Raw genomic sequence first — 18,451 nt, forward strand, 5'->3', positions numbered from 1 at the left:
AGCCAGTTTAAGTAGCACACAACGATCTACTCTTATCAAACTAATTCCTATGAAAACGCATCTGACTTTTTGCCTGCTTGTTGTTCCCTTTCTGAACGCTTGCTCCTTCTCGTTCGCCGTGGAACCAAAACCACGAGTGTTTGTCCTCACTGACATAGAAAATGAACCCGACGACGCGCAATCCATGGTTCGCTTTCTCACTTACGCAAATCAGTTTGACATCGAAGGGCTGGTTGCCACGACCTCAATTCACCAACAAAATAAAACAGCCGCTTGGCGAATCAAGGAGATTGTCGAGGCCTACGGCCTGGTGCAGGCTAATCTACTCTTGCATGAACCGGACTACCCGACTGCGAAATACCTATTATCTGTTATTCGTGAAGGGCGACCCGATTATGGCATGAATGCCGTGGGAGAGGGGAAAGATTCCACCGGTTCTGAACTTCTCATCTCGGCTGTCGATCGCGACGACCATCGACCGCTCTGGGTTCCAGTTTGGGGTGGGCCAAATGTACTCGCCCAGGCGCTCTGGAAAGTACGAGCCACCCGCTCGCCTGAAGCACTCGCCAAGTTCGTCGCAAAACTCCGCGTTTACACGATCTCGGATCAGGACAATAGTGGGCCGTGGATCCGTAAGACGTTTCCTGATCTTTTCTACATCGCTAGCCCCGGTATGCACGCGGGAGGGGCCTATCACTACGCCACCTGGAGTGGAATTAGCGGCGACAAGTTCCACGGCCGCTTTACAGGAGCTGACTTCAGCCTCGTGGACAATGAATGGCTCGATCGGAATATCCGCCACAACAAAGGCCCGCTGGGTGCACAGCACCCACACACTGAATACCTGATGGAAGGCGACACGCCGAGCTTTCTCGGCCTTGTCTCCAACGGCCTAAACTCGCCCGATAATCCAAACTGGGGCGGCTGGGGTGGTCGCTACGAGTTCTACACTCCGCGGATGCAAAAGTGGTTCCAGGAACCTGAGACTCGCCCGTTTTGGACGAACGCGGTCGACGAAGTCCGAGGTTTCGACGACAACTGGCACACCAGCAATCACGCGACGATCTGGCGTTGGCGATCGGCTTACCAGAACGACTTTGCCGCACGCATCGACTGGACAATCAAACCTTATGATCAGGCGAACCACCCGCCCGTCGTGAAACTCGCCCAATCTACCGAACTCACAGCCAAACAGGGCGAAATCGTCCCACTTAGCGCCGAAGGCACCACGGATCCCGACGGCGATGGGATCTACTACAAGTGGTTCTATTACGGTGAGGTCGGCACTTTTACAACCTCCAATGCTCGCACCGGTCAGCCACTCGAAATCAAGAACTCTGACCAACAGAAGGCGTCATTCACCGTTCCGGACGGCCGTGTCATGTCCCCCGGCACTGGCACTATGCACATCATTCTGGCCGTCACCGACGACGGCACCCCGCAGCTCACTCGCTACCGACGCGTGATTGTTACCGTAGCTCCATAAACTCTTTTCGCCACAACTTGGAATCCAAATGAAAATGCTTCAGTTCATTAAGCGTCTCGCAAAATCACTCGGTCCCTCTATTGTCTTGCTCGCATTTCAGCTTACGCTTGCCGCCACCACTGCAGCCGAAACCAAGCCGTCGAAACCGCGCGTCATCGTCACCAGCGATGGAGAGATCGATGACGAATGTTCCATGGTTCGATTCCTCCTCTACGCCAATGAGTGGGATATAGAGGGGATTATCACCTCCAGTTCTCAATACCATTGGCAGGGACACAAATGGGCCGGCGATGACTGGATCCAGCCCTATCTGAAGGCCTATGCAAAAGTCCGTCCCAATCTAGTCAAGCATGACAGTCGGTATCCCACAGCAGACTATCTTCAAGCACGAACCTTCCTCGGCAACGTGAAAGCGGAGGGTGAGATGGAGGAGGTCACTCCCGGCTCGCAACACATTGTCAACGTTCTGCTTGACGAGTCCGACGACCGCCCCATCTGGATCCAGGCTTGGGGTGGGCCTAACACAATCGCTCGAGCCTTAAAGACTATCGAAGAAGACCACCTAGAGAAGATGGCTTATGTGGCCAATAAGATACGCCTGTTCTTTATCTGGGAGCAGGATTCAACCTATCAAGATTACATCCGTCCGCACTGGGGAAAGTACAACATTCAAACGATTGTTTCCGACCAATTCATTGCCATCATGTACCACTGGGACAAGAGTCTGCCGCCAGAACAACAGAAGTTCTTTACCGGAAAATGGACAATCGAGCACCTAGTACGGAACCACGGTCCGTTGTGTGCATCGTACAAAGCCAAGGAAAATGGCGATTTCCGATCCGAGGGGGACTCGCCTTCGTTTATGCATGCGATCCCGACGGGATTGCGGAGCTTGGAGTCTCCTGACTGGGGTGGTTGGGGCGGCAGATATGCCCGAGTCCGCGAAAACACCTGGCTTGATCCTGTTGCCAATCCGGCCTACCAGTACCCCGAGGGGAGATGGTTCGGGAACTCTGCCTGGGGACGACTGCGATTAAGAAACATCGAACGGGATAGGAATGCTGAGGACCAAGAGTTAATAGAGTATCTGAAACCCATTTGGCGTTGGGCGGAAACGTTCCAAAATGATTTTGCGTCTCGGGCCGACTGGTGCGTTAAACCCTACGACGAAGCTAACCACCCACCGGTAGTCAAGCTGACCACTCCCTTGAACCTGAAGGTCCGGCCCGGCACGACCGTACAACTCAGTGCACAGGGAACCAGCGACCCGGATGCTGATGAGTTGGCGTACTACTGGTGGCAGTATCAGGAAGCAGGCACCTACGATGGAATCAGCAACTTAATGGACGGTAACAACCAGGATGCCAGTTTCACTGTTCCTAACGATGCCAATGTGGGTGAAACTATCCATATCATCTGTGAGGTGACGGATAATGGCACCCCCCCATTAACAAGATATGAGCGGGTCGTTGCGGAAATTAAATAGCGACTGATCTCTGCACAACAGTTGGCTTTGGCTTCACCATTGAGCCGCACAATACTTGAAGATCTAATCGAAACACGTGGGTCATTAAACTCTTCTTAAGGACATAGCTGTGAAAACCATACATCACTATGAAATTGTAGTCTTGGCCATGTTCTTTTGCTGCCCTGACTACAGTTTTGCCCAGAGTCAAATCGCATTTCCGGGCGCCGAGGGCTACGGAAAATATACTGTTGGAGGGCGTGGCGGCGATGTCTACGAAGTCACGAACCTCAATGACTCGGGGGAAGGCAGCCTTCGCGCTGCGGTTGAGGCATCAGGACCAAGAACTGTCCTGTTCAAAGTGTCTGGTACCATAGATCTGAAAAAATCACTGAATATCAAGAAACCCTACATCACCATCGCTGGGCAAACAGCGCCAGGAGACGGTATTGCTCTTAGAGGACACTCGCTAGGAATTGTCGCCAGTGAGGTCATCATCCGACATCTAAGAGTCAGATATGGCGACGAATCAGGGGAAGATAAAGACGCGATCTCAAGCAGATATATGTCAAACATCATTTTGGACCACGTGTCGGCAAGCTGGAGTGTTGATGAGACAGTGTCTATATACCATTGCGAAAATGTGACGATTCAGTGGTGTTTGATTTCGGAGAGCTTGTACAAGTCCAACCACGGCAAAGGCCACCATAGTTTTGGAGGCATTTGGGGTTCCAACAACAGTACCTACCATCACAATCTGCTGGCGCATCACTCCAGCCGTAATCCCCGTTTCGCTTCTGGTTGCGGGAACAATGATTACCGAAACAACGTGGTCTACAATTGGGGCTACAACAGTTGCTATGGGGGCGAAAAGCAGCAGAAAGGTAACCCGAAATTCAATTTCACGAATATCAACATGGTGGCCAATTACTACAAGCCGGGACCGGCAACTCGACCTGGCGAAGTATCGTATCGCATAGCGACTCCCACATCGCGCGATGGAGCCGATGATTATGGCAAGTGGTACGTAGCCGAAAATATTGTTGAGGGTAATGCCCAGGTTACAGGTGATAACTGGAATGGTGGCGTACAACCCGGCGGCGGTAGTTCGGATATTGGCATACTAAAACTGGACCAACCGTGGCCAGCGATGGCTATCAACCAACAAACCGCGGAAGAAGCCTATGTGTCTGTTCTTGAAAATGCGGGTGCAACACGGCCCAAACGCGATGCGTCAGATACACGCATTGTTGAAGAAGTCCGCAAAGGTATGGCTACTTACGAAGGACCAACATACAAAGAAGATAACGCCATGCCTGACAAATCGAAAAAGAGCGGTATTATAGATTCCCAGAAAGACGTTGGCGGTTGGCCGGAACTGATGAGCGCCAAAGCCCCCGCCGACGCCGACCAAGACGGCATGCCCGACCAGTGGGAAAGCTCACACTGCCTGAATCCAAACGACTGCGAGGACAGGAACAATGTAGCCGACGATGGCTACACAATGCTGGAGCATTATCTAAACAGTATTGAGTAAACTCTCTGATAAGGAATGATCAACTTACGCGTCAGACAGCGACGCTCAAACATCCTACCGACCGCGCGATCCCCACCGTTCCAGGTACGATGCACATCTTTCTCGCAGTTATCGACAACGGCAAACCCACGCTCACCCGTTACCGCCGTATGATCGAGGACGTCCAACCATACCTCGGATAGTTGCCTACCAAACAATATGCAAATGCTTCAAGAAACATGCGTTCCCTTAAAGCTGCTCGTAGTCAATCTTTTCTCGTTCGGATTTCCTAGGCGGAACTCCAAATCCACAGGGATTTAAATTTTAGTCTTGGCTCGCGAGGCGGTCCGACAAGTGATCTCAATTCTGTCGGAGTGGTTGACGCATGGCCAAGATCGGCCCTATCATCGGTTGTTCGTACCCATTGAATATACCTGGGAGCCAACACCGTGCCTGCAACCGAAACCAAAAAACTCATCCGTGTGGGTCACAGTCCCGACCCCGACGATGCGTTCATGTTCCACGCCTTGACCAATGATTGTGTTGATACGGGCAACTACCTTTTTACCCACGAATTGGTAGACATTGAAACTCTCAATGAGCGCGCCTTTCGCTCAGAGCTGGAATTAACCGCGATTAGTATCCATGCCTACGCTTTCCTGCACGATCGATATGCCCTATGCAGTTGCGGAGCCAGTATGGGTGACAACTACGGCCCCATGGTTGTGGCGAAGGAAGCTTGTCGTGTCGAGGACCTCCGAGACAAGGTGATCGCTATACCAGGCAAACTGACCAGCGCCTACTTGGCTCTGCGACTCTGCCTAGGCCACGACTTTGACTACGTGGTTGTACCGTTTGACGAAATCATTCCAGCCACCGTCCGTGGCGAATATCAAGGGAAACAACTGGACGCGGGCTTGATCATCCACGAAGGCCAGTTGACCTATAGTCAAAGCAATCTTCAACTGGTGGTCGATCTGGGAGTGTGGTGGCATGAATTGACTGGGTTGCCGCTCCCCTTGGGTGCCAACGGAATTCGCAAAGATCTCGGCGAAAAGACGATCGAAGAAGTTCAACGATTGCTTTACGAAAGCATCAAGTACGGTCTCGACCACCGTGATGAAGCACTGGACTACGCTCTTCAATATGGTCGTGACCTGGATCGATCGAAGGCTGATCGCTTTGTGGGAATGTACGTCAACGACTGGACCCTTGATTTCGGACCCCGCGGACGCGAGGCGGTGACTCGTTTTCTTGCTATGGGTCACGAACAAGGAATTCTGCCGCACTTAGTCGAGCCCGAATTCGTCAAACTGTAACCATTTCTACTCGCACTAGTCGGTGGCTTATGCCTGAACCTTGGAAGCAACGACTCGATGCGATCATCTCAGAGAAGCGTGACGAGGTCCGCGACCTCCGCCGACATCTGCACGCCTTTCCCGAGCCAAGCGGTGCCGAACTTGCCACGAGCATGCACCTGTACCAGCTGTTGGGGCAATTGGGCGTTGACGTCCAAATGGGCCCCGAGGGCTGTGGCGTTATCGCGGACAGCCTTGCGCCGAAAGATAAGACTCTTGGCAGAATCGCTGTTCGCGGCGACATTGACGCCTTGCAAATCCAGGATGAAAAGACGACACCCTATCGAAGTACGCACCCCGGGATCATGCATGCCTGTGGCCACGACGCTCACTCAGCCATCGCCTATGGAGTCGTACAGGCACTCGTTGCACTCACTGAGAGCGGTGAACTCCCCTGGCCGATCTGCTGGCGGGTGATATTTCAGCCTGCCGAGGAAACTGCTGCTGGGGCGGCACAGATGATCGAGATGGATGTCCTGGCAGATGTCGAGAAGATATTTGCCCTGCACGTCGATCCCACGCGCCGCACGGGGGAAATTGCCCTACGCAGTGGTCCGATGACGGCGTCTTGCGATTCGGTGCAACTCACGATCACGGGCCGAGGTGGACATGCTGCCCGACCCCACGAATCTCGCGATCCCATCGCCGCCGCGGCCCAGGTTATCAGTTCACTCTACCAATTTGTACCGCGGGCCACAGACACCCACGATGCAGTCGTCCTTACATTTGGCAGCATCCAGGGTGGGACAAATCCAAACATCATCCCAGATCATGTTGAATTACATGGCACGATGCGAACCCTCGATTCAAGGGTGCGAACGCGCACCATTGAACAGATCCAACAGGTAATTCGCGGTGTGGAAGGAATCACTGGCACGAAGATCGAATTCACGCTCGATGCCAGCATCCCATCAGTGGTAAACGATGCGAACTCAACCGCCCTCCTGTGGCAAGCAGCCGAGGAAGTGATCGGGGCAAAGAACGTGCAACTGATAACTCGCCCTAGCATGGGGAGTGAAGACTTTGCCTGCTACTTGGAACAGGTCCCCGGCGCTATGTTTCGCCTTGGCAGTGCTGCCGATTTGGCGGCGATCACACCTCTGCATACTCCTAAGTTCGACATCGACGAGGGGGCTCTCGAAATTGGCGTCCGTGTTCTCGCTCGCTCAGTAGTAGCGGCGTGTGCCACTAATGCAACTTCAAATCAATCGGCTTGAGGAAACGGCGATGGCGAAGATCGAGTTCAACGCAAATGATCGTCCCACTCTAGGTGTGGAAATCGAGTTGGGATTGATCGACGGTCGCACAATGGCTCTCTCAAGTGCCTTCGACCAAGTGGCCAAGCTCGTGCCAGAAGATCTCGCCGATTCGCTCAAGCCGGAGCTGATGCAATGTGTCGTGGAGATCATCACGGGAGTCTGTGAAACGGTCGACGATGCAGAGGCGGATCTGCGCGAAAAGATCATCGCTGTGGAAGCCGCCACCGACCAGCTTGGCATGCGTCTTTGGTGGGGAGCGACTCATCCGTTCTCACCATGGCAAGAACAAATGGTAACCAACAACGACCGCTATCTCAAGTTGGTACAACTTCTGCAAGAGTTGGCACGTCGGCTGGTGACATTCGGGTTGCACATTCACGTGGGTGTCGATTCTGGCGACAAAGCGGTCATGATCTGCGACCGCATCCTTAGACACCTACCCACGCTACTGGCCCTATCGAGCAGTAGCCCTTTTTGGGAAGGCCGCCAGACTGGGCTACAATCTTACCGCTCGAAGATCATGGAAGGCTTGCCGACCGCAGGTTTGCCAACCTTAATGCGCAATTGGAGTGAGTACGTCTGGCTTGTGCATCACATGGTCGAGACCGGCTTCATCAACACCATACGTGAGATTTGGTGGGATGTGCGACCTCATCACAACTTTGGCACGGTAGAAGTCCGTGTCTGCGATATGCCGGGAAGTCTGGACGACACGATGGCTATCGCAGCACTGGTGCAATGCTTGGTCAAAACACTCTCCGATGAGATTGACAATGGAACCTATCAGCATGACTGCCATCCAATGATGGTGCGACAAAACAAATGGCGGGCAGCCAGGTATGGCACTGCAGCCCAACTCGTGGACTCGTTCACGTATCAAGTTGTGACTGTTGAACAGAGTGTCAATCAGCTTGTCGATCATCTCACACCGATGGCGAATCAACTCCATTGCGAACATCACTTGAAGCGTTGCCTTCAGATTGCCGCCTCTCCAAGCTGCGCCGATCGACAACTCTCAATTCAGGCCGAGACTGGTAGTGCCGAGGAAGTGGTTCGGCAACTGACTGAGTTGTCGAGGGTCTCGCCACCAGAATGACCGTGAGGCAGCCAACTTGACTGCTGATACCTCGTTATGATCTCGAACACTCTCTTAGCCATCAATCGGTTCGATGTTGACCACGATCCCCAACAATTCCCACTTCGTACCTCGGAGAACATACTTGTACGAAAACTTGACTCGCGAAGGCTTCGACGCGAAATAGCCCTCCAGGAGCAACACGCCTTCTGCTGAGAGAGCAGGTTCTGCAGTGAACATCGGTTGTAGATTCTCCAAGACGGAGAGATCCACTTCAGATTCGATAAACACCGAAAAGATCTCGTTGAATTTCTCGAGCGGCACTTGTTCTTGAAACTCTTTGGCTAGGTCCGCGTGAAACTGAGTGTAGTCCTTGGAGTTGATGGCCGCGGCGAAGTCTCGAGTGGTATCTTTTATCAAAACAGCCGCTTCCGCTTTCGTTGGGATCGGCACATCTTCGGTGGCTGCTGCGTTGAGCCCAGCTCCCTTCTTCTGTATGGCATAGATTTTCCAGGCACCCAATTCCTTGACGAAGCTCATTTGAACCGGAATTGAACCACCAGATTTGGTCAGCACGACACCCTCCAATTCGCCTGATCCGTTGGCGACAGATCGGCTATTCCAGCTGGCCTCCTTGAAATCGATCAACGCCGATTCCGTGAGAAACACTTCGAATTCTTCTGGCGAAGTAGCCGCCTTGAATTCCTCCGCCAGGAAATCGCGAGACTTTTTGAAGTTGCCGTCCGACACCTGCTGGAAAAAGTCGTCGGCCGTTTTCACTATACCGCTAGTTATGAAGAAAATGCCAAATATGGCGACTACTAACAGGACGAAGAGGCCTCCGATGACAACGAGTGTTTTCTTCATGTGTGGGCTTTCCTAACGCAGGTCAAATGATCGCAAAAGACTCAAGCAGGTTCATTGCCGGGTGCCCACTTGATATTGCAGCCTATACTAGGTTTCTGATCTTCCGAGGGTGCTTTGCCAGCCAAGACATTGTCCAGTGCCGCGCGTAGGTCAGCACCAGTCACTGGGATACCACTGTCGGGGCGACTCGCATCAAGTTGCCCGCGATAAGCCAGCCGCTGCTCGGCATCAAACAGAAAGAAGTCAGGAGTGCATGCCGCGTGATACGCCTTGGCGACTTCCTGGGTTTCGTCGTAGAGATAGGGGAATACGTAGCCGCGGTCTTCTGCTTCGGCGACCATCTGCTCAGGGGAATCCGCGGGGTAGTTGGCGACGTCGTTAGAGTTGATCGCCACGATGGCGGCTCCCTTGGACTTATAATCTTGCCCCAACCGCGCCAGTTCGTCGGCCACATGTTTTACGAAGGGGCAATGATTGCAAATAAACATCACCAGCAAGGCAGGGGCACCTGAAAAATCTCCAAGCGATACGGTGGTCCCATCGACGTTCACCAGCGAGAAATCCGGGGCTGGGGTACCTAGGGGGAGCATTGTGCTGGGAGTGCGGGCCATGGTCAGATTCTCCTAAAATCGGGGAGTTTCGGGTAAGAAATAAGCTACCCAGGGTGTCCAAGGGGGTAGAACCGTGGGCAATTCCCTTAAGTATCTGGCATAGCAGGTGTTTGAGCAATGCTCACGGCTATTCGTTGACAGCCCTGGAAAGTATGCCAATAATCTTGAATCAATCGGTAGCGAGCAAGTATTTGCAGAACGGTCAGCTTGAGAGCCGATTTGTGAGAGAACATTGCTCACTTTGAGAGTTGGCCGCCTGGATAAAAGGAGATAGATAAACATGGGTGCTGTAGCAGAAATCAATGACACAAATTTTGACGCCGAAGTGCTGAAGTCGTCCGAGCCGGTCTTGGTCGATTTTTGGGCTCCTTGGTGTGGCCCTTGCCGCCAGATTGCTCCGTTGGTCGAGGAGTTAGCCGGAGAGAACGCTGGCTCTGCCAAGGTCATGAAACTCAACGTGGACGATGCTCCTTCTGCCGCACAGAACTATGGAGTGAGCAGCATCCCAACCATCATGATATTTAAGAACGGTGAAGTAGTTGACCGTTTTGTCGGCGTACAGCCGAAAACTCGCCTGCAAGAAGCAATCGACGCAGCTAAAGCGTGACGTCTTGAGCTTTTAGAATTCAAATTCTTACGCCGTAGCGATCGCTGATTGTTACGGCGTTTTGCCTGCGCTGCTAGCACTGCTGTTAACCAATCGCCTCAAACGACGTGATTTCTGCAGCACGATTTAATTCATGCCACCAATGTGCCGATTTGACGTTTAGGCAAAGTTTGTCTACTGGCGAACCCTTGCCGTCTCCTCGAGCAATTGCAGGCATTTTTTCATGGCAGCGAACACCCCAGAGCGAACCCTACTCACCGAGGGCGCAAAGCCCCTACGAGAGACTCGCATTGATCCAGCTCATCCGGTGGCACGGAGCGAGGCAGTGACTCCTAAACTAGTTGCCGTAGAAGTGGGTGCCGGTGCAACAGAACCAGACGAAGCTGATGAATTTGGCATCGCAGACTTGTTTGCATCTGGCGCACCTGCCGAAGCTCTCAGTCGTCATGCGGCTGATTTGGCCGAGCGACTCCAGGCACGGTTGACTGAACTTGACCATCGTGAATCCACATTGAACGGTCACGAGGCAGAGCTCGAAAGTCGAATTCGTAGTGCCCGACTGTGGCTCGACGAACGCGAGAGTGAACTGGACCAACGCGAAGAGGCACTCAATGAACAAGCCTCTCAACAAGCCAGTCAAGGACCGCATGCTGCCGAAGCTGGCCAGCTGGCAATCAGCACAGAAAAATCACTCAAACTGGAAGAACGAGAGAGACAGCTTGCCAAACTAGAGGCCGAGCTGGAATTCTCTCAAAGTGAGCTTGCGGAGAAAATCAATGAACTAGAGTTGAAAACAGCCCTCTGCCAGTCCAAAGAGGAAGAATTCACTTCCGCAAAGCTCGCCTGTGAAGAACGTCATCGGGAAATAGATGCCCGAGAGGCACAGCTCTACAAACAGATGGAGCAGATGACGACGACCGAGGTTTCTTTGCAACAGCGCGGCACGAAACTTTATGCCGCTGATTCTGAACTGACACGTCGGCAGGATGATTTGCGAGCTTGGGAACTCAAGTTAGGCGAGCAGAGCAGTGAGTTGGAATTCAAACGTGCCGAATTGAGCCGCATTCAGCAAGAGGTCGAATTCAAGCTTTCGGATGCTACTGAGCAAGATCGCCGGATTCGTTTCCGCGAACAGGAAATCATGACGGCCTTGCAACGATTTGAACGGCTTGGAGTTACCGAGCAGAAAATGGTCGAGCTACAGCAGACGGCAAACCTGTTTGAGCAGCGCGCTGCAAATCTCTCTGCCGCCGAGTCTCTGCTAGCCGAACAGCAGATGGAGCTGGCCGAGCAGCGTGCGGATCTTGAGAAACAAGAATTGTCCTTCGAGAATCATGTCACTCGCGAGCGCAAACAGCTGGCGAAGGAAAAGCAAGCAACGAGTCTGAAGCTTGCCCGTCGGGAGCAGGAGATTGATCGCCGTGAAGCCATGCTGGATCAGCGCCAGGATGCACTTGAGCAGCTTCAAGAAGAATTACGGTCAGCCCAGCGGGAAGTCTTGGAGCTTCGTCTGGCAACCGAAGAAACCTGGCTTCAATTACAAGGCGTCCTCGCCCCGGCGGCCTTATCACGATCCATTTCTCACTTGCGAGTTCGCTTAGCCGACCATTTTCAGTTGGCAGCAGATGAAGCGAGCCGACGACGCAAAGATCTTGAAACTGTCCGGTCCGAGTTGGCAACAGAGCATGCGGAGTTGGCCAGCCAAAGGCAGGAACTACAATTGTGGCTTGATCGACGCGAGCAAGACCTGGAAGAACGGGCAGCCCGCTTAGTTGCCCGCGAGAAGGAACTAGATACCCAGCAGCGCACCTACGAAGAATCCGAGCTAAATTGGCAAGCCCAACAGGCTGAATATCAGCGCGAGTTGCAGCGCCTATTGGCAGAAGAACGAAGTAGCTGGAGTCACGCCGCGTAAGGGGAAATTTACGCAGCTTCTCCCATCACTTACATTACTTCAGCGGTTGTCTGCTGATTGGTCGCTCTTCGGACCAGACTTCTCAGGATTTGTTAGTTTCTCCGGAGTCGCATCCTTTTCGCCGTCTGGATTCCTTTCACTGACCGGTTGCCAGTTCCGTCGCTCGATCTCTTGCCCGGCAGTAGCCTGTTGGGCCTGAGCAACAATCGCCATTGCGCTCTTTATTTCCGCAGCGGAGAAGTACGGATTACGAACTGCGTGGCGAACCGTGCCCGTTAGTTTCGCAGCGAGTTCTTGCCAACCTACTTTGCTATTCACATTCCAGACAGCCGCTTGGGCAGCTGCAGGTTGCAAGTCGCCATTGGCATAAGCTGCTACGATTTCGATCACGGCTGGGTCACTGACGACATCTTCAATTGGACGAATCTCGTAAGGCTTGTTCGATGAAGGGTCGCGGAGCCCGTGGTCCAAGCACAGTAGCGGCACGTCGATCGTGCTGACTTCTTCCGGGGCAACATTGAAACGTCCGCCTCCGCGACCACCGCCACCGCCTCCGCGACCACCGCCGCCGCGACCGCCGCCGCCGCCACCGACACTTTGCTGGCCGCCACCACCTCCGCCACCGCCACCGAAACCTCCGCCACCGCCACCACCACCGAACTGATGCATGACTGGCACACCAGCAAACGCGTCGGGTATGAGCACGTCAACTGGCTCGTCGGTTTTGTTCGTCAAGAAGAGTCGACCCCGCTGACTGTCGCGGGCGATGAACTTGGCGTCGATCACCCCTTGATCGATGGCATCGAAGACGTCGAGCGCCGTGGCAGATCCCTCGACGGGTTCCTCTGCGAATGAGAATTCCCCAGTCGGGGCAGTTCCCCAAGCTGTAAGCGCAAACATTAAGTACCATTTCATCTGTTGAGCGGACGCCATGTCAGTACAACCTTTTCAGAAGCCAAAAAATACTGTCTCGCCAAGCAAGGACTGACGTCTCAGACTCGGCGAACTAAGAACCACTGGCTGCAATTACAAATATCAGCCGATCTCTCCAGCATAAACTGGCGAACGGCAAATGCCAACAATTTCAGGCTAGTCCTGGGAAAACAGTCGGTTTTGCCAGTGATGCCCTACAGTATGGACTCAGTAGCAGGATTCCCGGTCGATTTCTCCGTTTTCTCCCCAAACACGGGAGGTCTCGCAAAGGGAGAGTGCAATACTTAAGTGATAGGAACCGATTTTTCCACTTCATGTTGATTTGCCTTGTCCATGACGCATAGAACGCCTGTCACTGCCCGACCTCAGAGCTGGATCATATCCCCCTGGTGGGACATGACCTATGTGGTAATTACGCCTGTTCTCATAGTGCCGGTTATCCTGATCCTCGGGCGGCAGTGGCTCACTCCGGAGCAAGTTTCCCTGGCAGTCATTTCGTTTGCCTCCCTGGGACACCACCTACCGGGCTTCATGAGGGCCTACGGTGATCGAGAGCTGTTTCAGCGATATCGCCTGCGGTTTCTATTGGTGCCCCCCTTGGTGTTTGCCATGGCCCTCTGCTTTACGCCTCCTCGGGGGCTGGCTGAATCGCTCCACCTGCCCTGGCAACATTTACACGGGCTGGAGCTGGTCCTACTGCTGTGGGGCACATGGCATGGGTTGATGCAAACTTATGGATTCATGCGAATCTACGACCTGCGGCGGGGAGTGAACGACCGCTGGACTGCCCGACTCGACCACTGGCTCTGTCTGGCCATATTCACTGCAGGCGTGGTGTTTAGTGATGCCCGCATGTTTGGCATCGCCAAAACCATGTGGGAGTCGGGCTTGCCAATCTTCGGACCGATATGGATGGACTGGTTAAGGTTACTAGTAGGTGGCGCACTAGGTGTGATCCTGGTCGCGTACTTTATGAACCTGCTGCGACTCCACAGAGCCGGTTACCCGGTAAGCTGGGTTAAAATCTTACTGGTAGGGATCACAGGATGGTTCTTCTGGTACACGGGGCGACTCTCGGTCAACCTGTTGATCGGCATCGCAATGTTCGAGATCTACCATGCCGTGCAATACTATGCCATCGTTTGGATCTATAACAAACGACTATTCAACCGCGCCGGAGACCGGTTTGGACCATTAGGTTTTCTCTTTCAAGATCGCTGGAGCATGCTGGGGCTGTATCTGGCCGCCATCGCTGCTTACAGCTCGATTCGCTTTTTCACGGTCGATTCGAATGCCTACATTTTTTCGGCGGGGAGCCAAAACGCTTACCAATGGTTGGTTGCTGCATTTGTTACATCTTCCTTCCTGCATTTCTACTTCGATGGCTTCATCTGGAAGGTGAGCGAACGGAAGACCCAGGAAAATCTAGTCGATACACCAACGAGTGATGCGATACCACTGTTTACCGTTCCCGCAGTGGTCCATGCCGCCAAATGGGCCGTCTTGTTGGCAATTGTGGCAGGTCTACTTGTTGCCGAGCGAAAACGCATGTTGCGTGAGCCGGAAGGGGGTGAATCACAACGGTTGGTCGCCCTAGCGGCATTGACCCCCAATCTCCCCGAATGCCATGCTTTGCTGAGTCGTGATGCCTTGTCACGTGGAAATGCCCATCAGGCCATTGTCCATGCCGAGCAAGCTTTGGCCCTCCGCGAACGTTCACACACAGCCCACGCCGATATGGGCCTTGCTTACCTGTTGGGTAATCGCTTGACTGATGCCCAACGACAATTCGAGCAAGCGGTCGCGCTTGCTCCGGACCAATGGTCTCATCACTGCGATCTGGGTCTCGTTCTCCAACGCCTGGGAGAGCATGATCGTTCCGAAGAAGAATTACGGCTTGCTGTGGAGCTTGGTCCCGACACGTCCGAACCTCTAGAACAATTAGCGGATTTCTACCTCTTGCAGAATCAGACCCAGAAGGCAGTGGAGTTGTACGAAATTCTTGCCGAGCGTTTCCCTGACTCGCTCACAGGCGAACTTGGCAAGATTCATTTGCTCAACCGAGCCGGTCGATATCACGAAGCTGTTGAGCTCGCCAGTTTTCTGGCCGCGGACAATGCAAACGATTGGCGCGTGTTGACCGTCTTAGGGGCCTCCCTTAACGCGGCCGGAGATCCCCAGCGTGCAGTCGCCCCACTCGAACGCGCACTGAAACTCAGGCCCCAAGCTGCCGAGCTGAACTATCAAATGGGGCTGGCTCAATTCCAGCTCAATGAACCGATGCAGGCAATCCGATATCTCAAAGAGGCCCTGCTACTCGATCCTCGCCATTTCGCCGCCCAGTTGCAGTTGGCCAATACCTACTACCTGCTAGGAGCATTCGACTCCGCCTTGGGAACCTATCAACAAGCGTTGGATCTCCGGCCGGGCGATCCAAACGCAAGTGCCAACTACGGCGGGCTACTGGCCCAGTTGGGCATGAACGGCGAAGCCGAGCGGGCCTATCGCGCGGGGCTTGCCGAGTATCCCGATGCTGCACAACTCAATTACAACCTTGGTTTACTTCTATGGCAGAAAGGAAAACGCGAGGAAGCTCGCCAGCTTGTTCTACGTGCTGAGCGACTTGGGACAACACTCTCGCCGGAAGTGAAGGCGGCGATTGGCAAGAGCGACAACTAATACATACTCGGCCGTCTCAAATTGTGGAGTCCACCTCTCCTATGGAGAGGTGAGTGAAGAAAGAAAAGCACTACCATGGGGATAGTTGTTTTTTTGCGTAGTGCGGATACGTCGAGCGCTTCTACCTGAAGGAAATTCATTCCCTCCCTGCGCACATTGTATCGAACTCGGCTTCGCTAAGCACGGCGACTCCCAATTCTTGGGCCTTGGCGAGCTTGCTTCCCGATTTTTCCCCGGCGACCAAGAAGTCCGTGCTCGATGAAACGCTGCTCACTGCTCGCCCCCCCAATCGCTTGATCATTTCCTGAATTTCGTCGCGGGTGTATTTTTCAAGTTTTCCTGTCACGACGAAAGTCTTGCCAGCAAAGGGTTGAATCTCCGCAATAGCGGTAGGCTCCACAGCGGTTTCCATGTTAACGCCCGCGGCTGCCAGGCTCGCGATTGTCTCGCGTCCGTATTCATTGTGAAGAAACTGGTGCACGCTTTCGGCAATGATCGGGCCGACTTCGTCGACTTCGCTCAATTGCTCAACATTCGCCTCACTGAGGACAGCCATCGTTTGAAATCGCTCTGCAAGAATCGATGCAACGCGAGTCCCAACATGACGAATCGTAAGTGCATTTAAGAGTCGGGCCAATGAGCGAGTTTTGCTTTCTTCAATCGCATCGACTACATTCTGGGCGGACTTCTCTCCCATTCTTTCGAGTTCGGCTAGTTGTGCTACCGTCAATTCATAGAGATCGGCAAATCGTTTCACCAATCCCGTTGAGACGAGCTGGTCGATCAACTTTTCTCCGAGTCCTTCGATATCCATCGCGGTTCGACTGGCGAAATACCGCAGTCGCTCGCGGAGTTGCGCCGGACAGGCGGTATTCAGGCAGCGGATATATACTCCCCCTTCGTCCTTTTCCAGAACGCTGTCGCACTCGGGGCAATGCGTGGGAAAAGCAAATGGCACTGCTCCCTCAGGCCGCAGATGGGTCTCAACCCGCACGATGTGTGGTATGATCTTGCCCGCCTTTTCGACAATTACCGTATCCCCCACGCGCACATCCTTGCGAGCTACTTCGTCGGCGTTGTGCAAACTCGCCCGGCTGACAATCGTGCCAGCCAGTTCTACGGGTTCCAGTTCAGCAACAGGTGTAATCGTGCCGGTCTTGCCAACCTGGACCCGGATTTCATTGAGCTGTGTGACCGCCTCGTATTTTTCGAATTTGTAGGCGATCAGCCAGCGGGGACTCTTGCTGGTGGATCCCAGCCGAGCACGCTGGTCAAAGCGGTTCACCTTCAGCACCAAACCGTCCACTTCGAAATCGAGTTCGTGGAGACGTTCGATCAAAGTTTCGGAATGGGTAATCGCTGCTTCGAAGTCGGGAAAACACTCGACATGGGGAGTTGCCGGCAGACCCCAGTCGGCGAGTTGCTGGAGGAACTCCATGTGGGTCGTCGCGTGCAACCCCTCGATTTGTCCTACTCCGTGGCAAAAAAGTCGCAACCTCCGCTCGGCACAGATGCGGGGGTCCAGCAGGCGAATACTCCCGGCTGAGACGTTGCGTGTGTTGGCATAGGCTTCGAGCCCTTGTTTTTTTCGCTCGGTGTTGAGTCTTGCCAGATCAGTGTTGGTCATATAGACCTCGCCACGGACCTCGACCAATGGCGGCACATCATGGCCGGTGAGGCGCAACGGCACACCCAGCACGGTGCGAACATTGTGCGTCACATCGTCACCGGTCGTGCCGTCGCCCCGGGTGACGCCGCGTACCAATTTGCCCTGCTCATAAATGAGCGACATCGCCACGCCATCGATCTTGAGTTCCACGACCCATTCGATAGGCTCCTCGGGGAGTAATTTGGCCGTGCGCTCGCCATACTTGCGTAATTCGGCGAGGCTGTAGGTGTTGTCGATCGACATCATCGGCACAAGATGCCGCACCGAGTCGAGCTCATCCACGGGTGCTCCACCGACCCGTTGTGTGGGACTATCGGGCGTCACTAACTCTGGATGCGCAGCTTCAAGTTCCTTAAGTCGGTCCATGAGCCGATCGTATTCGAGATCGGAAATCGTCGGCGCGGCCGCCCCATAGTAGCGGGCATCATGGCCGCGAATCTCGTCGCGGAGTTTTTCGATCTCGTCGGCAGCTTTGCTCATTCTTCCAGGCCACACTCTGGCACGACTGTGATGTTCTTGGCCGTGGCGGAGTTGGGAATCAAGCAGAGAAACTTTAGCGGCACAGAACCCGTATTCTTAAATTGATGCACATCCGAGGGGGATACGAATACGACGTCACCTTGCTTCAAGGGATGTTCCACATCCCCTTCGAGTACGGCGCCCGTTCCTTCGACGACAAAAATCTCGTGTTCGTAATCGTGGAAATGCTTTGGCGTATGCCCTCCGGGTTCGACTTCGAATTGGCGCATCACAAAGTTCGGTGCCTCTTCGTCCTTGCCGACAAGGATCTGTACCTGGCAACCCGTGGCACCTTCCATTTCAACCTTATTGCTGGGGACTTCAGAAGTGTGTTTTATTTTCATGGAGATGGACCTTGTAAGAGTAAAAAACCGGCGAATTCTATCCCTGGACTATCGCGATACTTCTTCCCCTAATTCATCTGGTCCGATCTGCCTTCGCGCACCATGTCGGACAGTCAGGACATGAACGACGTCCTAGTCTATCGAGTAT

The 18,451-nt window shown here is 53.7% G+C and carries 15 protein-coding genes; 10 read left to right on the plus strand and 5 right to left on the minus strand.

Annotation, left to right across the window (positions count from 1 at the left end; translation table 11 throughout):
* Window positions 1-49 precede the first annotated feature (49 nt).
* The 7 genes from Pla144_RS13210 (at window position 50) to Pla144_RS13235 (ending at window position 8,180) form a co-directional block, all read left to right on the plus strand.
* Window positions 50-1,486 (plus strand): DUF1593 domain-containing protein, encoded by a 1,437-nt coding sequence (locus tag Pla144_RS13210; protein WP_146451165.1) that lies wholly within the window; start codon window positions 50-52, stop codon window positions 1,484-1,486.
* Between the two features lie 34 nt (window positions 1,487-1,520).
* Complete coding sequence (locus Pla144_RS13215; RefSeq protein ID WP_146451166.1) at window positions 1,521-2,972, plus strand: nucleoside hydrolase-like domain-containing protein; 1,452 nt, start codon at window positions 1,521-1,523, stop codon at window positions 2,970-2,972.
* Between the two features lie 109 nt (window positions 2,973-3,081).
* Window positions 3,082-4,488 carry a pectate lyase family protein gene (locus Pla144_RS13220; RefSeq protein ID WP_231936351.1) on the plus strand — a complete coding sequence of 469 codons (1,407 nt, stop codon included), beginning with the start codon at window positions 3,082-3,084 and terminating at the stop codon, window positions 4,486-4,488.
* 8 nt (window positions 4,489-4,496) lie between these two features.
* The gene (locus Pla144_RS25565; RefSeq protein WP_391580971.1) at window positions 4,497-4,670 is read left to right on the plus strand and encodes a hypothetical protein; all 174 of its coding nucleotides are present in this window, start codon (window positions 4,497-4,499) and stop codon (window positions 4,668-4,670) included.
* A 246-nt stretch (window positions 4,671-4,916) separates the two neighbouring features.
* Entirely contained in the window at window positions 4,917-5,786 is an 870-nt protein-coding gene (locus Pla144_RS13225; RefSeq protein WP_146451167.1) for a menaquinone biosynthesis family protein, read from the plus strand.
* 29 nt (window positions 5,787-5,815) lie between these two features.
* A complete protein-coding gene (locus tag Pla144_RS13230) occupies window positions 5,816-7,042 on the plus strand; it encodes a M20 metallopeptidase family protein (protein ID WP_146451168.1) in 1,227 nt (408 codons plus the stop codon).
* The gene (locus Pla144_RS13235) at window positions 7,017-8,180 is read left to right on the plus strand and encodes a carboxylate-amine ligase (protein WP_231936353.1); all 1,164 of its coding nucleotides are present in this window, start codon (window positions 7,017-7,019) and stop codon (window positions 8,178-8,180) included. The genes Pla144_RS13230 and Pla144_RS13235 overlap by 26 nt, the downstream gene beginning before the upstream one ends.
* 54 nt (window positions 8,181-8,234) lie before the next feature.
* Here Pla144_RS13235 and Pla144_RS13240 read toward each other — a convergent pair whose 3' ends face one another.
* Both Pla144_RS13240 and Pla144_RS13245 read right to left on the minus strand, forming a co-directional pair.
* Window positions 8,235-9,026: a hypothetical protein gene (locus tag Pla144_RS13240; RefSeq protein ID WP_146451169.1), complete on the minus strand. Its 792-nt coding sequence runs from the start codon at window positions 9,024-9,026 to the stop codon at window positions 8,235-8,237.
* Between the two features lie 41 nt (window positions 9,027-9,067).
* Window positions 9,068-9,637, minus strand: coding sequence for a thioredoxin family protein (locus tag Pla144_RS13245; protein ID WP_146451170.1), 570 nt, complete (start codon window positions 9,635-9,637; stop codon window positions 9,068-9,070).
* Window positions 9,638-9,917: 280 nt separating this feature from the next.
* Here Pla144_RS13245 and trxA point away from each other — a divergent pair, with 280 nt between their 5' ends.
* Window positions 9,918-10,244, plus strand: coding sequence for a thioredoxin (gene trxA, locus Pla144_RS13250; protein WP_146451171.1), 327 nt, complete (start codon window positions 9,918-9,920; stop codon window positions 10,242-10,244).
* A gap of 223 nt (window positions 10,245-10,467) precedes the next feature.
* On the plus strand, window positions 10,468-12,159 hold the full coding sequence (locus Pla144_RS13255) for a hypothetical protein (RefSeq protein WP_146451172.1): 1,692 nt from the start codon (window positions 10,468-10,470) through the stop codon (window positions 12,157-12,159).
* A gap of 39 nt (window positions 12,160-12,198) precedes the next feature.
* On the opposite strand, the gene Pla144_RS24615 is transcribed toward Pla144_RS13255, so the two are convergent.
* Window positions 12,199-13,092 carry a hypothetical protein gene (locus tag Pla144_RS24615; RefSeq protein WP_197530670.1) on the minus strand — a complete coding sequence of 298 codons (894 nt, stop codon included), beginning with the start codon at window positions 13,090-13,092 and terminating at the stop codon, window positions 12,199-12,201.
* Between the two features lie 333 nt (window positions 13,093-13,425).
* Here Pla144_RS24615 and Pla144_RS13270 point away from each other — a divergent pair, with 333 nt between their 5' ends.
* The gene (locus Pla144_RS13270; RefSeq protein WP_146451175.1) at window positions 13,426-15,771 is read left to right on the plus strand and encodes a tetratricopeptide repeat protein; all 2,346 of its coding nucleotides are present in this window, start codon (window positions 13,426-13,428) and stop codon (window positions 15,769-15,771) included.
* 136 nt (window positions 15,772-15,907) lie between these two features.
* On the opposite strand, the gene ligA is transcribed toward Pla144_RS13270, so the two are convergent.
* On the minus strand, window positions 15,908-17,920 hold the full coding sequence (ligA, locus tag Pla144_RS13275; RefSeq protein WP_146451176.1) for an NAD-dependent DNA ligase LigA: 2,013 nt from the start codon (window positions 17,918-17,920) through the stop codon (window positions 15,908-15,910).
* Window positions 17,917-18,303: a cupin domain-containing protein gene (locus tag Pla144_RS13280; RefSeq protein ID WP_146451177.1), complete on the minus strand. Its 387-nt coding sequence runs from the start codon at window positions 18,301-18,303 to the stop codon at window positions 17,917-17,919. The genes ligA and Pla144_RS13280 overlap by 4 nt, the downstream gene beginning before the upstream one ends.
* Window positions 18,304-18,451 lie beyond the last annotated feature (148 nt).

Source organism: Bythopirellula polymerisocia (genome assembly GCF_007860015.1).
Lineage (GTDB): Bacteria > Planctomycetota > Planctomycetia > Pirellulales > Lacipirellulaceae > Bythopirellula > Bythopirellula polymerisocia.